Origin of the sequence: Pseudomonas marginalis, from assembly GCF_001645105.1 — a bacterium.
Taxonomy (GTDB): Bacteria; Pseudomonadota; Gammaproteobacteria; order Pseudomonadales; family Pseudomonadaceae; genus Aquipseudomonas; species Aquipseudomonas petroselini.
Genome location: NZ_LKEG01000044.1, coordinates 260,923 through 276,653 on the forward strand (window position 1 = coordinate 260,923; position 15,731 = coordinate 276,653).

At 61.9% G+C, this 15,731-nt stretch carries 13 protein-coding genes; 3 read left to right on the forward strand and 10 right to left on the reverse strand.

The window, feature by feature from the left end:
* Positions 1 to 91: 91 nt before the first annotated feature.
* The 4 genes from AO064_RS19395 to AO064_RS19410 all read right to left on the reverse strand — a co-directional run bounded on the left by AO064_RS19395 (position 92) and on the right by AO064_RS19410 (position 5,419).
* On the reverse strand, positions 92 to 2,539 hold the full coding sequence (locus AO064_RS19395) for a TonB-dependent siderophore receptor (RefSeq protein ID WP_064054337.1): 2,448 nt from the start codon (positions 2,537 to 2,539) through the stop codon (positions 92 to 94).
* Positions 2,540 to 2,670: 131 nt separating this feature from the next.
* Positions 2,671 to 3,618: a FecR family protein gene (locus AO064_RS19400; protein WP_064054338.1), complete on the reverse strand. Its 948-nt coding sequence runs from the start codon at positions 3,616 to 3,618 to the stop codon at positions 2,671 to 2,673.
* A complete protein-coding gene (locus tag AO064_RS19405) occupies positions 3,615 to 4,148 on the reverse strand; it encodes an RNA polymerase sigma factor (protein WP_015886374.1) in 534 nt (177 codons plus the stop codon). Before AO064_RS19405 ends, AO064_RS19400 begins: the two co-directional genes overlap by 4 nt.
* 212 nt (positions 4,149 to 4,360) lie before the next feature.
* Positions 4,361 to 5,419, reverse strand: a complete 1,059-nt coding sequence (locus tag AO064_RS19410; RefSeq protein WP_064054339.1) for an HAD family hydrolase — start codon at positions 5,417 to 5,419, stop codon at positions 4,361 to 4,363.
* A gap of 242 nt (positions 5,420 to 5,661) precedes the next feature.
* Between AO064_RS19410 and AO064_RS19415 the strand changes: the two genes are divergently transcribed.
* On the forward strand, positions 5,662 to 7,053 hold the full coding sequence (locus tag AO064_RS19415) for an L-cystine transporter (RefSeq protein WP_015886376.1): 1,392 nt from the start codon (positions 5,662 to 5,664) through the stop codon (positions 7,051 to 7,053).
* A 94-nt stretch (positions 7,054 to 7,147) separates the two neighbouring features.
* Here AO064_RS19415 and AO064_RS19420 read toward each other — a convergent pair whose 3' ends face one another.
* The gene (locus AO064_RS19420) at positions 7,148 to 7,660 is read right to left on the reverse strand and encodes a dihydrofolate reductase (protein WP_043206339.1); all 513 of its coding nucleotides are present in this window, start codon (positions 7,658 to 7,660) and stop codon (positions 7,148 to 7,150) included.
* A 69-nt stretch (positions 7,661 to 7,729) separates the two neighbouring features.
* Here AO064_RS19420 and AO064_RS19425 point away from each other — a divergent pair, with 69 nt between their 5' ends.
* On the forward strand, positions 7,730 to 9,109 hold the full coding sequence (locus tag AO064_RS19425) for a DUF2868 domain-containing protein (RefSeq protein WP_064054340.1): 1,380 nt from the start codon (positions 7,730 to 7,732) through the stop codon (positions 9,107 to 9,109).
* Positions 9,102 to 10,460, forward strand: a complete 1,359-nt coding sequence (locus AO064_RS19430; RefSeq protein ID WP_064054341.1) for a DUF3482 domain-containing protein — start codon at positions 9,102 to 9,104, stop codon at positions 10,458 to 10,460. The genes AO064_RS19425 and AO064_RS19430 overlap by 8 nt, the downstream gene beginning before the upstream one ends.
* Positions 10,461 to 10,469: 9 nt before the next feature.
* On the opposite strand, the gene AO064_RS19435 is transcribed toward AO064_RS19430, so the two are convergent.
* The 5 genes from AO064_RS19435 to AO064_RS19455 form a co-directional block, all read right to left on the reverse strand.
* Entirely contained in the window at positions 10,470 to 11,033 is a 564-nt protein-coding gene (locus tag AO064_RS19435) for a hypothetical protein (RefSeq protein WP_064054342.1), read from the reverse strand.
* Positions 11,034 to 11,174: 141 nt separating this feature from the next.
* A complete protein-coding gene (locus tag AO064_RS19440) occupies positions 11,175 to 11,726 on the reverse strand; it encodes a phosphonate degradation HD-domain oxygenase (protein WP_015886381.1) in 552 nt (183 codons plus the stop codon).
* Positions 11,726 to 12,859, reverse strand: coding sequence for a TIGR03364 family FAD-dependent oxidoreductase (locus tag AO064_RS19445; RefSeq protein WP_064054343.1), 1,134 nt, complete (start codon positions 12,857 to 12,859; stop codon positions 11,726 to 11,728). The genes AO064_RS19440 and AO064_RS19445 overlap by 1 nt, the downstream gene beginning before the upstream one ends.
* 124 nt (positions 12,860 to 12,983) lie before the next feature.
* Positions 12,984 to 14,006 (reverse strand): putative 2-aminoethylphosphonate ABC transporter substrate-binding protein, encoded by a 1,023-nt coding sequence (locus tag AO064_RS19450; RefSeq protein WP_015886383.1) that lies wholly within the window; start codon positions 14,004 to 14,006, stop codon positions 12,984 to 12,986.
* Between the two features lie 18 nt (positions 14,007 to 14,024).
* Entirely contained in the window at positions 14,025 to 15,731 is a 1,707-nt protein-coding gene (locus AO064_RS19455; protein ID WP_064054344.1) for a putative 2-aminoethylphosphonate ABC transporter permease subunit, read from the reverse strand.

Here is a 15,731-nt window from a genome sequence, read left to right on the forward strand (position 1 = left end):
GCTTCGCCCATAAAAATGCCCCGCCAGGTGCGGGGCATTTTTTTGCCTGAAACAACGCTCCAAAACAATGGAGATCAAATGTGGGCGCTCTTTAAAACTGTGGGGTGTAGGTCATGGTAAACATCACATTGCGCGGGTCGCCATAGTAGTTACTGCCCCAATTCGCGTTGTACGCCGGGATGTAATACTTCTTGTCGAACATATTGTTCAGGTTCGCCGCAACGGTGAACTCCTGGTTGATCTTGTAGGCCACCCGCGAATCCCACAGCGCATTGCCGGGCACGCTGAACGTGCGGTCATAGGCGACGGTGCTGCTTTGTGCGGTCACGCCGGCACCGACGCTGACGTTGTTCCAGTCGCCCGGCAACTGGTAGTCCCCCCAGACCTTGAGCAGGTGCTTGGGCGTCCAGGTGCTGAAGATCTTGCCTTCGTAGGTGTCGTCCTTGAGGAATTTGGTGGTGTTGTAGGTGTAGCTGGAGACCAGTTGCAGGCCCGGCAGCACTTCACCGCTCAAGGTGGCCTCGAAGCCTTGGCTACGGACCTTGCCGGAGGCGAGCGAGCAGTACCAGCCGCCGCAGACTTTACCGCCTTGCAGGTCTTGAGCCGCGCGGTTTTCCTGGTCATAGCGGAAGAGAGCGAACGAGGTATTGAGCCGACCGTCCGCCAGTTCGCCCTTCAGGCCCAGCTCGTAATTCTGGCCTTCAATAGGCTTGAGCACGGTCAATGAGGTGGTCAGGTTGGTTTGTGGCTCAAAGGCATCGGTATAGCTGGCGTAGGCCGACCATTGCTCGTTGAGTGCATAGACCAGGCCGGCGTAGGGCGTGACGTGACCATTGCTGTGCGTGGTGCTCCGGGTTGGGTCGCCGTACACACCCTGGAACCCGCTCTCGTCCCTGTAGGAATAGTCATACCAACTGGTGCGCGCACCGAGGATCAACGTCAGCGGGTCCGCGACCTTGACACGCCAGGTGCCATAAATGCCCTTCTGGCGAATGTCATACCAGCTCTTCGTCGCATTCCCCGCCTGGAACAACTGATTCCTGTCGCGCTGCGGCCGGTTGTGGTCGATGTTGAAAATATCTGCACCCGGCGTCGCCGCGCGCGCCCAGAAATCATCCGTGGTGAGTTTGGAATAGTTGGCGCCCAGAATCATTTCCTGCTGGAAACCCAGGCCTTCGAACTTGCCGTCGACATACACATCGACACCACGGCTCTTGGTGTTGAAGTCAGTGACCCAATCGACATAACGCACGGTGCCGGTGTCGCCGGGGTTGGGGATGGTGTCCCACGTCGCCTGGTAGGTCGCGTCATTGTGTTCGTCCATCGCCACCAGGGCGGCCTTCACTTTCCAGTCATCGTTGAAGCGATGCTCGATATCGGCAAACACCTGGGTCTGGTTATTGACGTTGCGGTTCCAGCTGGCGCCGACGAAGGTCGATCGCGACAAGCCGATGTCACTGCCGTTGGCGTAACGCGGCAGCGACATGAAGTTGGGGCGCGAATGCCCCTTCTGGTTGCTGATGCCCACGCCGACGGTGGTGTCTGGCGTGAAGTCGTAGTCCACCGCTGCATAGACCGTCTGATTCCAGCCGCCAGCGTAATCGACGAAGGAGTCGGTGGTGTCGTAATCCGCCACAAACCGGCCGCGCAATGTGCCTTCGGTATTGAGCGGGCCGCCGGCATCGACTTGGGTACCGTAATGGTCCCACGAGCCGGCCTTGGCGGTGATGGTCACGGTCGGTGCCTGTTGCCCGCGCTTGCGCACCAGGTTCATGGTGCCGCCGGGGCTGTTCGCGCCTTGCAGCAAGGCGGCTGGGCCGCGCAGGGTTTCCACACGGTCGTAGATCGCCATGTTTTCGGTGAGGTAGCTGCCCAACGCGTAGGTGTTACGCGGAATGCCGACGCCGTCGTATTGCAGGGTGCCGACTTCGAACCCCCGGGAGAAGATGAACATCCCAGGGCCGGGGGATTTGGTCGCCGTCAGGCCGGGCGTGCGCTTGACCACCTCGGAAAGCTTGGTGGTGTTCTGGTCATCCATCTGCTTGCGGGTCATGACGCTGACCGATTGCGGGATGTCCTTGAGCTTCTGCTCACCCTTGCCCAAGGTCACGGCGCCCGTGGTGTAGGAGCCGGTGCCTTCGGTGGTGGCCCCCAGGCGTTCGGCGCTGATGGTGGTGGCGCCGACTTCGAGGGCGCCGCCTGTGTCGACACGTTTTTCCAGGGTGACGGTATCGGCATTGATAAAAGCGGCGCTCAACCCTGTGCCGCCCAACAACTGGCCCAACGCCTCGCGCTGACCCAGATTGCCACTCACACCGGGCGACATCACACCCTGTGTCAACTCACCGGACACCAACACCTGAACCCGCGTGACCGCCGAAAACGCCGCCAGCGCACCGTCCAGGCTCTGCCCTGGAATATCGAAGCGGTAGGCCTGGGCCTGGGTGCTTTCAGCAGCTTGCAAATACAGCGGCGCAGTGCCGCAGGCCAAGGAAATGGCCAGTGCCAGCAAGGGCCGTGCGGCGAATTGGTGTGCCATGGATGGTGCTCCCCGGTGCAAAAAGTCTGTGATCGGCGCCGCACTACTTGAGAGTGCTTACTATTTACGCCTCAGTGATCAAGGACGATGGCTTGCGGGGAAACCCTGAAAATATTTTGAAAAAGTTGCTGTCAGGACGCTTTGCCTTCGCGCAACACCAGTAAATACGGGGTGTAGTGCTCGGCGCGCAGGTTGAGGGTGTATTCCAGCGCCTTGATCACGGCCTCGGGCTTGTCGATCTCGAACACGCCGGACACCACGCGATTACGCAGCGCCTCGCCCAGCACCAGGGTCTTGCCCGGCCAATAGCGGTTCAACTCGCTGACCACTTCGGACAGCGGTTGTTGACGGAACACCAACTGCCGCTGACGCCAGGCAAAGCCGCTGGCTGGATCGAAACCGTGGACGTCGGCGAGGCGCTGGCCCTGATACTCCACCGCCCGTCCCGGTTCCAAATAAACCGCCGTATCACCGCCGGAACTGACCTGCACCTTGCCCTGCGCCACCTGCACTCGCGTCTGCGCATCGCGCCGTGCCACGCTGAACTGAGTGCCGACCACCTTCACCCAGCCATCGCCGGACTGCACTACGAAGGGCCGCGCCGGGTCTTTGGTGACGTCGAAAAAGCCTTCGCCACGCAGCAAACGAATCTGCCGCTCACCGGCACTCATGCGGACCTGAACGGCGCTGTCGGTGTTGAGCTGCAAGTGGGAACCGTCAGCCAGTTCGACCGTGCGCGATTCGCCGGTGCCAGTGGCGTAGTCCGCGCGCAGGCGGTCGAGCCAGGGCGTGTTCTGCACGGTCAGCCCCACCGCCAGCAACACGGCGGCGGCGCAGGCCCAACGCCGGGCGGGTTTGCGCCAGGCAGCCTGTTCGGCGCGGCGGATCAGGCGTGCCGGTTCACGCAAGCCGCCGAGCATCGCCTGCACTTCCTGCCAGGCGTCATCCTGGGCCTGGCCCTGCCCGAGCCACGCGGCAAAGGCGTCCATTTCGGCCGGGGTTACATCCTCAGCCTGCAGGCGGAAATACCAGCCGGATGCTTCTTCGAATAGGTCGTCGGCAGTGTGTGTGGCAGTCATGACCGACGTCCTTGTGTCTCGCAGGCAAGCCGCGTCTTGATGTAAGCGCGGCATTCAATCAAGGCGCGACGCAATTGGTATTCCACACTGCGCGGGGTGATCGACAGGCGCTCACCAATTTCGCGGTAGGACAGTTCGTCGACATGATAGAGCAGGAAGATCTGCCGAGTCGCTTCGGGCAACGCCAGGATCGCGTCCTGCATGAGTTGCTCCTGTTGGTAGGCGGCCAATTGTTCGTCGGCACCTGGGTTGCCGCACGGCAACTCTTCGCTGGGCTCACCGGCATCCAGGCGTTCACGGCGGATGGCCTGGCGCTGGTGATCGCGCACCAGGTTACTGGCAATGGTGAAGAGGAAGGCCGGGAGGTTGTCGATCTTCTCGCCGGAGTCCAGGCGCGCCAGGCGCAGGAACGACTCCTGAGTCAGGTCGGCGGCCACCTGGGCGCTGCCGGTGCGGCGGGTGACGAAGGCTTCGAGGGCTTTCTTCTGCTCCGCGAACAGGCGCGCGATCTGCGAATTCCAGGAGGGCACAGCACTACCTTGAGAAGAACGGAGGGTTCAGGAAGTGCGCACGCTAGCAGAGGATGAGATTGGTTCGCAATTGATATCTATTTTAGCCGAGGCTTTGCGGTGTCAATCAAATCGCTATCGGGGGCAAGCCCCCTCCCACACTGACTGCATCCTCATGTTGGAACTCGGTCAAATGTGGGAGGGGCTTGCCCCCGATTAAAGCCACCTCAGGCTTACTGAATTTCGTCAGGTTTGACGATCACCCAGTTTTTGTCCGCCGTCACCGGCAACCCTTCCTTGGCCTGCGCCGCCGCGTGCTTGGCGATCATGCCGTTCAGTTGGGTCATGTATTTGTCTTTACGGTTGATCCACAGGTGGATGCCGCCCTTGGCCACGTCCACATCGTGGAACAGCATGTAGCCGTCGCTGGTCGGTGTGTCACCGCCAACGATCACCGGCTTCTTCCATTCGTCGATGTAGGTGAGGATCGCCGCGTGCTTGCCCGCCATCCAAGTGGCCGGCGTCCACAGGTACGGGGTCAGTTCCAGGCCGAGGTTGGCCTTCTCGTCATATTTGCCGGCGGTGATCTGTTTGCGCGCGGTGGTCAGCTCACCGGTCTTGCGGTCCTTGAGCAAGGTGCTCACGCCGATGACGTTCTCGGGTTTGACGTTGTAGCCATACTTCGGATCGGCGGCGACCATGCGCACCAGCTCCTCGGAAGCGGCGGTCATCACATACACCTCGATGCCGTTTTCCATCAGCTTGTTGTACAGCTCGGCCTGGCCGGTGAAGACTTTCGGCGGTTGCACTTCGGACTGCTTCACCACGTCGCCGTCAAAATAACTGACCGGCACGGGCTTGCCGGAGGCCATCAGCTCATCGACCTGCACTTTGAGCTCCTTGAGGGTGAAGCCCGAGAACACCTGGGCGACCCACGGGTAGCAAACCATGTCGTCCACTTCGCAGAGGCGATAGTAGTAACTGAACAGACTTTCCTTATGGTCGGCGGTGTCTTTGAACGGCATAAGCTTGAGCGACGGATCAAGGCTGTCGCGGGTGATCAGGCCCTTGTTTTCCATGTAGGGCAGCAGGGACTCTTCGAGGTCGTAGCGGTAGCTGGTGTTGTCCATGTCGAACACCGCGAAGTTACCCTTGTTGGCATTGGCGGCGATCATTTCATTGAGCTGCTTGGCGGCAGGCGCCGGCCAGTGTTTCAACTCGGTGGCGGCGAACGCCTGGCTGACGAGTCCGAGGCAGAATGCGGCGGCTAGTAATTTCGGCGCGAACTTCATAGGCGGTGTCTCCCTGAGTGAAAGATACCGACGCTAACAAATCCCTGTGACAGTTCCCACGTTGAGCACGACCGTACGCGTCCTGATCCCGTCACCCTCATGCGCCTGAGCGTCAGGTGCTTATTCCAAAAACGACAGCCACCATTCCATATCGATATTAAATCAATATATTTCAAGCTGTTAGGCTTGCCGGTTCGCAGTCGCAGGCTCGCGCGATTGGCTGCCCTCTCAACGGAGTTTCAATGAATCTTCCCCTGATTCTCAATTTACTGGTGTTCGCGGCCCTCTTGCTGGGCCTGGCACAAACCCGCCGCACAAACTGGAGCCTCGCCAAGAAGGTCCTGTTTGCGCTGGTTCTCGGCGTGGTGTTCGGTGCCGTTCTGCACACGATCTACGGCGACGGCAATCCTGTGCTCAAAGCCTCCATCGGCTGGTTCGACCTCGTCGGTAACGGCTACGTACAACTGTTGCAAATGATCGTGATCCCGCTGGTATTCGCCTCGATCCTCAGCGCCGTGGCACGTCTGCACAACGCCTCATCACTCGGCAAGATCAGCTTTTTGACCATCGGCACGCTGCTGTTCACCACCGCGATTGCGGCGCTGATCGGTATCGCGCTGACCAACCTGTTCGGCCTCACCGCCGAAGGCCTGGTGGCCGGCACCCAGGAAATGGCGCGCCTGCAAGTGATCCAGAGTGACTACGCCGGTAAGGTCGCCGACCTGAATATCCCGCAATTGCTGCTGTCGTTCGTGCCCGCCAACCCGTTCGCCGACCTGGCGCGGGCCAAGCCGACGTCGATCATCAGCGTGGTGATCTTCGCCGCCTTCCTGGGTGTTGCCGCACTGCAACTGCTCAAGGATGACGTGGAAAAAGGCCAGAAAGTGCTCAACGCCATCGACACCCTGCAAGCCTGGGTGATGCGCTTGGTGCGCCTGGTCATGAAGCTCACGCCCTATGGCGTGCTGGCACTCATGACCAAAGTCGTCGCTGGCTCCAACCTGCAAGACATCATCAAGCTCGGCAGTTTTGTGGTCGTGTCATACCTGGCGCTAGGCCTGATGTTTGTGGTGCATGGCCTGCTGCTGTCGCTGGCGGGGATCAACCCGCTGCGCTTCTTCCGCAAGGTGTGGCCGGTGCTGACCTTTGCCTTCACCAGCCGCTCCAGCGCGGCGGCGATCCCGCTGAGCATTGAAGCGCAGACCCGTCGCCTGGGCATCCCGCAATCCATCGCCGGTTTCGCCGCGTCGTTTGGCGCGACCATCGGCCAGAACGGCTGCGCGGGTCTCTACCCTGCGATGTTGGCGGTGATGGTTGCACCGACTGTCGGCATCAACCCGCTGGATCCGCTGTGGATCGCGACCTTGGTGGCGATTGTGACCCTGAGTTCGGCCGGTGTGGCGGGCGTGGGCGGCGGGGCGACCTTCGCCGCATTGATCGTACTGCCGGCGATGGGCCTGCCGGTATCGCTGGTGGCGCTGCTGATTTCCGTGGAGCCGCTGATCGACATGGGCCGTACGGCGCTGAACGTGAATGGTTCGATGACGGCGGGCGCGATTACCAGCCAGATCATGGGGCAGACGGATAAAGAACGGTTGAATGCGGATGAGCATGCTGAGTTAGCGCAGGCCTGATAGACCGCAATCGGGGGCAAGCCCCCTCCCACATTGGACCGCGTTGTTCAAAACCACTCGGTCAACTGTGGGAGGGGGCTTGCTCCCGATGCTCTTAAGCTTTTTCCCAAACTTCGAAGCTGTACGCTGGCTTATCACCCTCAGCCGCATTCTCGACATTCGACACCAGCGTCCACTGGCCCGCATCAAACTGCGGAAACCACGCATCCCCTTCCGGGCTCAGCGCCACCCGCGTCAAATACAGGCGATCCGCCTGCTCCAACCCCTGCGCATACAACTGCGCACCGCCGATCAGCATCAGCTCATCCACGCCCTGCTCCAACGCCCACGCCTCGGCGCGTTCAACCGCAGCATCCAGTGACGGAAAAACTTCCGCACCTTCGAGCGCCAGATCGGTCTGACGGCTAACCACCAGGTTCAGGCGCCCCGGCAGCGGTCGGCCCAGGGAATCCCAGGTCTTGCGCCCCATGATGATCGGCTTGCCGAGCGTGGTGGCCTTGAAATATTTGAAATCCCCCGGCAAATGCCAGGGCATGCTGTTGTCGACGCCGATCACACGGTTTTCACCGAGGGCTGCGATCAGGCTTAAAGGGAGAGTTTTTTTCATGGCGACGAGAATACCAGAGCCGCAGGTCTGCGGTTATGCTCCAACCTCACTTGCTCAACAGGACGGCGCGTGACTGCACTGAACCCCCTGCAAAAACTCTGGCTGACAGAAACCGTACGCCTGCGCGAAGAACACGCCGGCAACCTGGAAGATCTGGAAGCCAACCGCCTGGCCCGCTCGGCCGGCGGTGACCTGCCGACGCGCATCCAGCAGCGCGCCCTGCACCTGGCCGAGCGCGATGGACTCACCGCCGCCCTCACCCGCTGGCTGCAAGGCGCGCGTTTGGCGCTGGTGCTGCTGGCCATCGTCGCCGTGATCAGCGGCGCCGGACTGGCCTTTGCTGCGCTGGGTAACGGCCTGACCCCGGTGAATGTGTTCTGGGCCCTGGGCAGCCTGCTCGGTTTGAACCTGATCCTGCTGATCAGTTGGGCGCTGGGCCTGCTGTTTGCCGGCGAACACAGTGCCAGCCTGGGGCGACTGTGGTTGTGGCTCAGCGAAAAACTCGCCCGTGACGCTAAAGCGGCCCAACTGGCACCCGCGCTGTTACTGCTGCTGCAACGGCACAAACTCAATCGCTGGGCGGTGGGTGTGCTGGTCAACAGCCTGTGGTTGTTGGCGTTGCTCAGTGCGCTGGTGATTCTTCTTACGCTGCTCGCCACCCGCCGCTACGGCTTTGTGTGGGAAACCACCATTCTTGGTGCCGACACTTTTGTCGCCGTCACCCAGGCCCTCGGCACCTTGCCCGCGTTGCTCGGCTTCAACGTGCCGACCGTCGAGATGATCCGCGCCAGCGGCGACTCCGCGCTGAATATCGAAAGCGCCCGCCAAGCCTGGGCCGCCTGGCTGGTGGGCGTGCTGCTGGTCTACGGCCTGCTGCCCCGCCTGGTCCTCGCGCTGCTGTGCCTGTGGCGCTGGAAACGCGGGCGCGCGGCATTGCGCCTGGACCTGAACCTGCCGGGCTACAGCCAACTGCGTGAGCGTTTGATGCCGAGCAGCGAGCGCCTCGGCGTCAACGACGCCGCACCCGAACAGCTGCATCACGTCAGCGGCGGCGTCAGTGAACTGGAAAGCGACGGCGCGCTGGTGGTCGCCATCGAATTGGACGATCAACACGCTTGGCCACCCAAACTGCCGGCCAGCGTGAAGAACGCCGGCATCCTCGACAGCCGCGAATCGCGTCACAAACTGCTCGAACAACTGACGCGCTTTCCGCCCGCACGCCTGGCCATTGCCTGCGACCCGCGCCGTTCGCCCGACCGTGGCAGCCTGGCGCTGATCGCCGAGCTGGCGCGCAGCGCCACCGCCACCCGCGTGTGGTTGCTGCAAGCCCCGTCCGGCCAGGCCTTGGACGCCGAACGCTTGGGCGACTGGCACGCCGCACTGCAACAGCTTGAACTGCCGTTCGCCGATTGTGCGCCATTGAACTGGCTGGAGAGCGGTCATGACTAAGCCCCTGAAACTCGCCGTGGTCGGCCACACCAATGTCGGCAAGACCTCGCTGCTGCGCACCCTCACGCGTGACGTGGGCTTTGGCGAAGTTTCCCACCGCCCCAGCACCACGCGGCATGTCGAAGGCGCGCGTTTGTCGGTGGACGGCGAAGCCTTGCTGGAGCTGTACGACACGCCCGGACTGGAAGACGCCATCGCCCTGCTCGATTACCTGGAGCGCCTGGATCGCCCCGGCGAACGCCTCGACGGCCCGGCACGCTTGGCGCGCTTTTTGGAGGGCAGCGAAGCCCGCCAGCGCTTCGAGCAGGAAGCCAAAGTGCTGCGCCAACTGCAGGCCTCCGACGCCGGATTGTACGTGATCGACGCCCGCGAGCCGGTACTGGCCAAGTACCGCGATGAGCTGCAAGTGCTGGCCAGCTGCGGTAAGCCGTTGCTGCCGGTGCTCAACTTTGTCAGCAGCAGCGACCACCGCGAGCCGGACTGGCGCGAAGCCCTCGCCCGCCTTGGCCTGCATGCGCTGGTGCGCTTCGACAGCGTGGCGCCGCCGGAAGACGGCGAGCGACGCTTGTATGAAAGCCTTGCCTTGCTGCTGGAGAACGCGCGGCCACAGCTGGAGCGGTTGATTCTCGACCAGCAAGCCCAACGCCAGGCCCGTCAGCAAAGCGCCGTGCGCTTGATCGCCGAGCTGCTGATCGACTGCGCCGCCTGCCGCCGCAGCGTGCTCACCGAAGATGAACAGCAAGCCATCGGTGACCTGCGCAAAGCCGTACGCCAACGTGAACAAAAATGCGTGGAAGCCTTGCTCAAATTATTCGGCTTCCGCCCGCAGGACGCCGCCGCCAGCGACCTTCCCTTGCTGGACGGGCGCTGGGGCGATGACCTGTTCAACCCGGAAACCCTCAAGCAACTGGGCGTGCGCGTCGGCGGGGGGATCGCGGCAGGCGCGGCCGCAGGGGCCGGTGTGGATTTATTGGTCGGTGGCTTGACGCTTGGCGCCGCCGCCCTGGCTGGCGCGATTGCCGGTGGCGCACTGCAAACCGCACGCAGTTATGGCAGCCGCCTGTTGGGCAAAATCAAAGGCCAGCGCGAGCTGACCGTCGACGACAGCGTGTTGCGCCTGCTCGCCCTGCGCCAACGCCAGTTGCTCAAGGCCCTCAACCTGCGCGGCCATGCGGCGATGCACAGCATCAAGGTCGACACGCCCCAGGACAAAAGCTGGCGCGAAGGCAAGTTGCCGGACGCGTTGCACAAAGCCCGCGCGCATCCGCAGTGGTCATCGCTGAACCCGAATGCCAAGCTGAGCCAGGCAGAGCGCAACGAACAGATCGAAAGCCTGGCCAACGCACTCTGAGACCAGCGCTCAACGCCCGTTACAACGTGGCGCCCCCTCGGGCTCATGCCATTTGAATCTCAAGTAGGTCTCGGCAAGCTGTTGAACCAGCGTCCTGTCGATGTCGTCAATAACGCCATCATGGTTAACATCAAAGTGAATGTTCCATTCGAGCGCCCCGTCGTTATCGAAGTCATACGCAGCGTTCCACATGACCCGTGTTTTTTTAGTGATAGGGCCGAAGCCCTTATACAGATGTAAACGGACAGTATCTGGGGTGCCGTCCTTATAAAAATCCTCGGTAAAGATATGCATATAACGCATTGAAGCAAGCCCGCTGCTGAACCAGTTAAATTTCAGATAGGCGCCGGCAAACTTGCTCAGCAACTGGTGATCACGGGTACTTTCCAGCTTATTATTTGTGACATCCCCCAAGCAGACATCAATGTCTCCGTCTTCATTGATGTCCAGCGCGTAGGCGTTATTAATCACCGCTTCTTTGCTGCCAGCCACCGTTGCGCAAAACTGCAGCACGACGGTATCTGGCCTGCCACTGTAAGAGCGGTCTTGAGCAATCACCTTTAAATAACGCATGGACCTTCTCCCTTTAGAACACGCTCACACGCTAGCGCAAGGGAGGTTTATCAACTAGGTCAGCGCGGCCATGCCGAAGACAGGAAAGTACAACTGAACAACACCCTGCCTGTACCTTTCCCTGTCGGCAAAAGTCCCCTGTCAGCGCAACATCCCACGGGCCTTGACCTTCAGCACCTCAACGTCCAACACGGGTACGTTCACGCCTTTGGCCTGTTCGTCCCAGTGACGCATGCGCAAACTGACGGCGCACAGCGGGTCCTGCTCAAAGGCTCGGGCTTCTTCGGCGCTCATCACCCCGCCCTGATAGGCCAGGGTACGGCGGCTGGCCTCACTCAAGCGCGCGTAGTAATCCGGTTGAACAAAGGTCAAGTAGCGTTTGGCCTGTACGTGATACTCGACCAACTTGGCCATGCGCTCGCTGAACCCTGCACGGCGTAGATAATCCGCACCCAGCCGCTCATGGCTGACGACGCCATAACCGTCCATGTTTTCGCCACCCTGGCCGCAGAGGTGACCGATATCGTGGAAAAACGCCGCCAGCACCACTTCATCATCAACGCCCTCGGCCATGGCCAACTGCGCAGCCTGGGACATGTGCTCGAGCTGCGACACCGGCTCGCCGATGTAGTCCGCCGTGCCGTATTGCTCATACAAGCCGAAGACGTCGGCGATTGCCTGTTCCGGGTTCATCACGCCGCTCCCCACAGTGTGGTGATATTGCGCTCTGCCATCGCCGGCCCGACGCTCATGCCCACGCCGGTGTGCATCAACGCCGCACTGATGCCTGGAGCAGCCCGCAGGAAGGAAAACGGCGCCGGCCCGCGCGAGCCGTACACGCCCTGCCAGCGTTCCACCACCTGGATATTGCAGCCCAGCGTCTGCTCGGCCAGTTCGATCATCCAGTCGTCGATCTGCTCGGCATTGAAGGGCGACGCATCGCTGCCGTAGTCATGGGAGTCGCCGATGATCAGCTCGCCATGGGGTGTCGGGCTGATCAGCAGATGGATGCCGTGTTCGTGCAGGTGCGGCGCTTCACGCAGGATCTGCGCCTGCACCGGCGCGGCTTCCGGCAGATCGGCGAAGGCGCCGTAGTGCACGCAACTCAAGCCGGTGAGCAACGCGTGTTGCAGGTTCAGGTTCACCGCAGGCCGCGCACGCAGCATTTGCAGGCGGCAGATGCTCGGGTTGAGTTCGGCGATCACCTCGGCCAGCAGGGTCTGGTAGTCGTGGCCGGAGCACACGATGATCTGCTCGCCGCGAAAGCTGCCCGCCGTGCTGTGCAACTGGCCCGGTTCCACATCGCGCACCAGCGTTGAGAAGTAGAACTCCACGTTCAGCGCTTGCGCCAGGTAGTTGATCAGCGCCGGGATCGCTTCGCGCGAATACAGCTGCTGATCGTCCTTGCCATGCAGCGCGGCGCGATGATGACGGAACTGGCCGCCGTATAGATCTTTCATCGCTGCGCCTTGCAGCAGGTCAACGTTGTAGCCGTGCTCCTGTGCACGGCCGGCACAGAAGGCTTCCAGCAGATGCTCTTCCGCTTCGGTGCGGGCGAACAGGTAGGCGCCGTTGCGCTTGAGCTGCAGACCCGCCCGCTCAGCCCATTGCCCCCAGATAGCGCGACTTTCCCGTGCCAGGTCGAGCATCGGCCCCGGCGGTTGGCCGGTGACCAGCGCCTGGCCAAAGTTGCGCACCGAGGCGCCCAGCGGGGTGGCACTGCGCTCGAACACCTTGACCTTGAGGCCGCGCTTGGCGGCGGCGTAGGCATGGGACAGGCCGAGGATGCCGGCGCCGATGATCAGCAGGTCGCTGTGGTGTGTCATATCGTGATGTCCTGTTTTCCAGACCGCCATCGGGGGCAAGCCCCTTCCCACAGTTCGATTTGTGAATGCCATCCGTGTGGGAGGGGCTTGCCCCCGATGATGCCAGTAGCCCTAACGAAAAACCTTACTGCCCTGCCACTTTCTCGGACTTGCCGTCATAGCGCTTACGCCACTCGGTCAAAATGCTGTCGCGGTTCTTCGAGGCCCAGGCAAAGTCGTTCTTGATCAGGCGCTGTTCATAATCGGCCGGCAATTCGGTCTGCGGCTTGGCAATGCCGGGCTGGGCGAGGACGGCGAAGTTGTCCTTGTACAGGTCCATGGCAGCTGGGCTTGCGGAGAAGTCGGCGAGTTTTTTCGCGGCGTCGGCGTGGGCCGTGCCTTTGATCACCGCCGTGGCTTCGATGTCCCAGCCCAGGCCTTCCTTCGGCAGGATGATGTCCAGCGGCGCGCCCTGGCGCTTCAACTGCACGGCCGGGTATTCGAACGAAATCCCGATCGGGAATTCACCCGACGCTGCCAGCTTGCACGGCTTGGAGCCGGAGTGAACGTACTGCCCGATGTTCTGGTGCAGGTCGTCCATGTACTGCCAGCCTTGCTTCTCGCCAAAGGTCTGCAGCCAGGCGCTCACATCCAGGAAGCCCGTGCCGGACGACGCCGGGTTGGGCATGACGATCTTGCCCTTGTACTCAGGCTTGGTCAGGTCTTGCCAGCTCACCGGCTTGGTCAGGCCTTGTTTCTCGGCCTCCACAGTGTTGAAGCAGATCGTTGCGGCCCACACATCCATGCCGACCCAGGCCGGTGGGTTGGCGGCGTCGCGGTAGTTCTTGCCGATCTTGTCCAGGTCCTTGGGTGCGTAGTTGTCCAGCATGCCCTGCTGGTCGAGGATCGCCAGGCTGGAGGCGGCCAGGCCCCACACCACATCGGCCTGCGGGCGGGCTTTCTCGGCCAGCAGCTTGGCGGTGATGATGCCAGTGGAGTCGCGTACCCATTTGATTTCGATATCGGGGTTGGCCTTTTCGAAGGCCTGCTTATAGGTCTTCAACTGCTCGGCTTCGAGGGCCGTGTACACGGTCAACTCGGTCTTGGCGAAGGCATTCAGGCTGAATGCAGTGAGTACGGCAGCGACCAGCGCCAGGGGCTTGAACATGAAACACCTCCTTCAGGATTATTGGCCCGGCGCGGTCTGGCGCCAGGCTTGGGAGCGGCGCAGCGCGCCATGTGAAGCCCACGCCAGCAGCAGCGAGACGCCGGCCGAGGTGAACAGAATCAAAGTGGACATGGCCGCCGCACCGCCGACGTTGCCGGCGTCGTCCATATTCAGCACGGCGACGGCAGCGAGGATGGTGTCGGGGCTGTAGAGGAAGATCGCGGCGGACACGGTGGTCATCGCCGACACAAACAGGTAGCGCACGATGTCCAGCAGCGCCGGCAGGCAGATCGGCACCGTCACTTTCAAGTAATGGCGGTACAGCGGCGCTTTGAGCGACAGCGCGGCGGCTTCGAACTCCGCGTCGAGCTGACGCAGTGCAGTGGTGGCGGTCATCTGTGCGGTGGTCAGGTAGTGCGCGATGGTGCACACCACCAGCAGGGTCATGGTCCCGTAGAACACATGCAGGGGGTTGCCGTTGAGGTTGAAAAAGAACACGTAGCCCAGGCCCAGTACCAACCCAGGCACCGCCATCGGCACAAAACTGAGCATGCGCAGCGCCAGGTTCAAGCCCTTTTGGCCCTTGGTCTTTTCCATCAGGTAGGCCCCGGTGAAGATCAGCACGCTGCCGATCAACGCCGTGCACAGCGCCATGCTCAGGCTGTTGCGGTAGGCCAGCCAGCCGCCGCCGGCGGTGTCTTCGAACTGATAGTGGTTAAGGGACAGCGACAGGTTGTACGGCCAGAATTTCACCAGCGACGAATACACCGCCATGCCGAACACCAGCAGCAACACGGCACAGATCAACAGCACGATACTCAGATAGCAGCCGTCTCTCAGGCGCGAGGGTGCCGGCTGGAACACTTGGGCGCGGCCGCTCATGGAATCGCCGTGGCGACGACGCAGCCAGGCATCCACGCCAAAGCTGAACAGCGCCGGAAGCAGCAACACCATGCCGATCAATGCGCCACGCCCGAACTGCTGCTGGCCAACCACGGCTTTGTAGGCCTCAAGCGCCAGCACCTGATAATCGCCGCCCACCACCACGGGCACACCGAAGTCGGTGATGGTCAGGGTGAACACCAGGCAAAACGCGGCGAACACCGCCTGGCGTGTGGCTGGCCAGGTGATGCTGCGAAACGCCCGAGCCGGGCTCGCGCCCATGCTGGAAGCCGCATCAAACAGCCGCGCATCCGCCAGGGATAACGCCGACAGCAGAATCATCAAGGCATGTGGAAAGGTGTAGATCACCTCACCCAGCACAATGCCCCAGAAGCCGTAGATGTTGTCCGAGAGCAGCCCGCGCAGCATGCCCTGGTTGCCGAACAGGTACACCAGCGCAATGCCCGGCAACATCGACGGCGCCATCAACGGCAGCAGCGACAGGCCGCGCCAGATCGCCTTGCCGGGAATCAGCGTACGTTGCAGGGCGTAGGCAAACAGGTAAGCCAGCGGTACGACGATGGCCGCCACGCTGAGGGAGACTCTGAGGCTGTTGCCCAGCAGCCAGTGGAAGTTGTCGCTCGTGACCAGTTCCCGCGCGGCGACCAGACCACCGCCCTGCCCGGCTTCGCTGCTGAAACCGCGCCAGAAGATCGCCAGCAATGGCAGCAGCACGGCGATGCCCAGCAGCAACAGCCACAACAGCTTGCCGCCGAGCACGAAAATACGGTCGCCCGTTTCGGCGCGGGAAGCCTGGCGCGGCAGCGTCATCACCGTAGCCAT